The following is a 3,669-nucleotide window of genomic DNA, read 5'->3' as shown; positions in this document are numbered from 1 at the left end:
CGCCCAGCTCGGCGGCCCGCTGCTGGTACTCGCCGGTGCGCAGCATCGCGACGACCTCCAGCGCGACCGCGCACGCCAGCGGATTGCCCCCGAACGTCGAGCCGTGCTCCCCGGGCCGGAAGATCCCCAGCACCGCGGCGGACGAGACCACCGCCGACACCGGCACCACGCCACCGCCCAGTGCCTTGCCGAGCACGTACATGTCGGGCACGACGCCCTCGTGCTCACAGGCGAAGGTCTTCCCGGTCCGGCCGAGGCCCGACTGGATCTCGTCCGCGATGAACAGCACGTTCCGCTCGCGGGTCAGCTCCCGGACCCCGGGGAGATAGCCGGACGGCGGCACCAGAACCCCGGCCTCGCCCTGGATCGGCTCCAGCAGCACCGCCACGGTGTTCTCGGTCATCGCCTCCCGCAGCGCGGTCAGGTCCCCGTACGGCACGATCTCGAACCCCGGGGTGTACGGACCGAAGTCCGCGCGGGCCTCGTGGTCCGTGGAGAAGCTGACGATCGTCGTCGTCCGGCCGTGGAAGTTGTCGGAGGCGACGATGATCTTCGCCATCCCGTCCGGGACGCCCTTGACCCGGTAGCCCCACTTGCGGGCGGTCTTCACCGCGGTCTCCACGGCCTCCGCCCCGGTGTTCATCGGCAGGACCATCTCCATGCCGCACAGCTCGGCGAGCCGCGTACAGAAGTCGGCGAACCGGTCGTGGTGGAAGGCCCGTGAGGTGAGGGTCACCCGCTCCAGCTGGGCCCTGGCCGCGTCGAGCAGCCGGCGGTTGCCATGGCCGAAATTGAGTGCCGAGTATCCGGCGAGCATGTCGAGGTAGCGCCGGCCCTCGACATCGGTCATCCAGGCGCCGTCCGCCGTGGCGACGACGACGGGCAGCGGATGGTAGTTGTGCGCGCTGTGCGCCTCGGCGGAGGCGATGGCGGTTTCCGTGGTCGACACGGGATCTCCGTTCGTCGTGCGGCCCGGGCTGGGATGGTGCCCACTTTGTATCGTCGGTCGGATCCCGCACGAGGAAACCTTCACTACGCGGCGCGCCCGCGATTTCGGCGGTGGTGAGGACTTCCGGCCCGTCCGCAGGACCCCCTCCGGCGGCCTCACGCCTTTCTCACACCGGCTGCCCGAGATCGCTTCCGTACCTGAGACAATGACTTCCATGGCCTCTGAACGTCCCCGTGTGCTCTCCGGAATCCAGCCCACCGCAGGCTCGTTCCACCTCGGCAACTACCTCGGCGCGGTCCGCCAGTGGGTGGCCCTGCAGGATTCCCACGACGCCTTCTACATGGTGGTCGACCTGCACGCGATCACCGTCCCGCAGGACCCCGCGGAGCTGCGTGCCAACACCCGGCTCGCCGTCGCGCAGCTGCTCGCCGCCGGGGTGGACCCGGAGCGCTGCACGCTCTTCGTCCAGAGCCATGTTCCCGAGCACGCCCAGCTCGGGTGGGTCATGAACTGTCTGGCCGGATTCGGCGAGGCGTCCCGGATGACGCAGTTCAAGGACAAGTCGGCCAAGCAGGGCAGTGACCGCACCACGGTGGGGCTCTTCACCTATCCGCTGCTCATGGTCGCCGACATCCTGCTCTACCAGGCCGACCAGGTTCCGGTGGGCGAGGACCAGCGCCAGCATCTGGAGCTGACCCGCAACCTCGCCGAGCGGTTCAACGGCACCTACGGGGACACCTTCACCGTGCCGGACCCGTACATCCTCAAGGAGACTTCGAAGATCTACGACCTTCAGGACCCGTCCGCGAAGATGAGCAAGTCGGCGGCGACCACCAAGGGTCTGATCAACCTCCTCGACGAGCCGAAGGCGACCGCCAAGAAGGTGAAGAGCGCTGTCACCGACACGGACAGCGTGATCCGGTTCGACCAGGTCGAGAAGCCGGGAGTCAGCAATCTGCTGTCCATCTACTCGACCCTCACCGACACGTCCGTCGCCGACCTGGAGCAGAAGTACGAGGGCAAGGGCTACGGTGCGCTGAAGACCGATCTCGCCGAGGTCATGGTCGACTTCGTCACACCGTTCCGTACCCGCACCCAGGAATATCTCGACGACACCGAGACGCTGGACTCCATCCTGGCCAAGGGAGCGGAGAAGGCACGGGCCGTCGCCGCCGAGACCCTGGCGCGGACCTACGACCGCATGGGCCTTCTGCCGGTCAAGCACTGAGTCCAAGGACCCTGGCGCCAGGGTCCCCACAGGCGGCACACTGGCGGCGTAAAGCATGTGGCCGTCAGTGGCTGAAAACAGATGCTCGAGGATTGAGGAGAACGACGTGGGGACCGTAACGCTCGGCGTTTCGATCGCGGTCCCGGAGCCCTACGGCAGCCTGCTCCAGGAGCGGCGCGCGAGCTTCGGGGACCCTGCCGCACACGGCATTCCCACCCACGTCACCCTCCTGCCGCCGACCGAGGCGGAGGCGGCCGACCTGCCCGCGATCGAGGCACACCTCGCCGCCATCGCGACCGGCGGCCGCCCCTTCCCGATGCGGCTCTCCGGTACGGGCACCTTCCGCCCGCTCTCACCGGTCGTCTTCGTCCAGGTCGTCGAGGGCGCCTCGGCCTGCTCCTGGCTCCAGAAGCGGGTGCGGGACGCCTCCGGGCCCCTGGTGCGCGAGCTCCAGTTCCCGTACCACCCGCATGTGACCGTGGCGCACGGCATCTCCGAAGCGTCGATGGACCGGGCCTACGCCGAGCTCGGCGACTACGAGGCGTCCTGGACCTGCGGTTCCTTCGCGCTGTACGAGCAGGGCGTGGACAGCGTCTGGCGCAAGGTCAACGAGTTCCCGTTCGGGGCGGGCGGCGGCAGCCCCGAACGGGAACTCGTTGACCTTGCGCCAGACGCTGTCCACGCCCTGCTCGTACAGCGCGAAGGAACCGCNCGGCTGAGCGGAAGCGGGCGGGGCGGCCCCCGTCGGACCGGCGGGACGGCTCCCCTCCGCCTTCAAGCCGGCGGGACGGCTCCCTCCGCCTCGGACCGGCGGGACGGCTCCCCGCCGCCCTCATACCGGCAGACGCCGGAACAGCGGCCGCGGCACATGCCGCAGCGCCGACATCACCGCCCGCAGCGCCCCCGGCACCCACACCGTCTCCGAACGCCGCCGCAGCCCCGTCACGATCGCGTCCGCGACCGCGTCCGGAGTGGTCACCAGCGGGGTGCGGGTGAACGGGATCATCGCGAGCGGGGCTCCGGACGCCGCGGCGCCGGACCCGGGCGGCGCGGTCGCCGGCCGGACGAGGCCGGGGCGTACGACCATCACGTGCACCCCCGTCCCGTACAGGGCGTCCCCGAGGCCCTGCGCGAACGCGTCCAGGCCCGCCTTGCTCGACCCGTAGATGAAGTCCGCGCGCCGGGCACGTTCCCCCGCCACCGAGGAGAGCACCACCAGCGAGCCGTGCCCCTGCGCCTGGAGTGCGCCGGCGCACACCAGACCGGCGGAGACGGCGCCCGTGTAGTTCGTCTGGGCGACCCGGACCGCGGACAGGGGTTCCTCCTCGTCGCGCTCCTGGTCGCCGGGGATACCGAAGGCCAGGAGCACCATGTCGATGTCGCCCTCGGTGAAGATCTTGCCGAGGCCGGTCTCGTGGGACTCGGTGTCCAGCGCGTCGAAGTCGACGGTACGGACGTAGGCCCCCCGCCCGCGCAGTTCGGCCGCGGCCGA

At 70.1% G+C, this 3,669-nt stretch carries 3 protein-coding genes and 1 pseudogene; 2 read left to right on the top strand and 2 right to left on the bottom strand.

Annotated elements, in window-relative coordinates:
* Positions 1 to 949: ornithine--oxo-acid transaminase (rocD, locus tag JGS39_RS39000; RefSeq protein WP_219574501.1), on the bottom strand; the 949-nt coding region annotated here is incomplete at its 3' end.
* A 214-nt stretch (positions 950 to 1,163) separates the two neighbouring features.
* On the opposite strand from rocD, the gene trpS reads away from it, so the two are divergent.
* Positions 1,164 to 2,177, top strand: coding sequence for a tryptophan--tRNA ligase (gene trpS, locus JGS39_RS38995; RefSeq protein WP_219574500.1), 1,014 nt, complete (start codon positions 1,164 to 1,166; stop codon positions 2,175 to 2,177).
* A 106-nt stretch (positions 2,178 to 2,283) separates the two neighbouring features.
* Positions 2,284 to 2,820 (top strand): annotated as a pseudogene (locus tag JGS39_RS38990) (2'-5' RNA ligase family protein); the annotation flags it as partial.
* A gap of 189 nt (positions 2,821 to 3,009) precedes the next feature.
* Here the strand turns inward: JGS39_RS38990 and dprE2 are convergent.
* Positions 3,010 to 3,669: decaprenylphospho-beta-D-erythro-pentofuranosid-2-ulose 2-reductase (dprE2, locus tag JGS39_RS38980; RefSeq protein WP_219574499.1), on the bottom strand; the 660-nt coding region annotated here is incomplete at its 5' end.

The organism is Streptomyces poriferorum (genome assembly GCF_019399235.1).
Lineage (GTDB): Bacteria > Actinomycetota > Actinomycetes > Streptomycetales > Streptomycetaceae > Streptomyces > Streptomyces poriferorum.
This window is presented reverse-complemented; position numbering and strand designations above follow the sequence as displayed.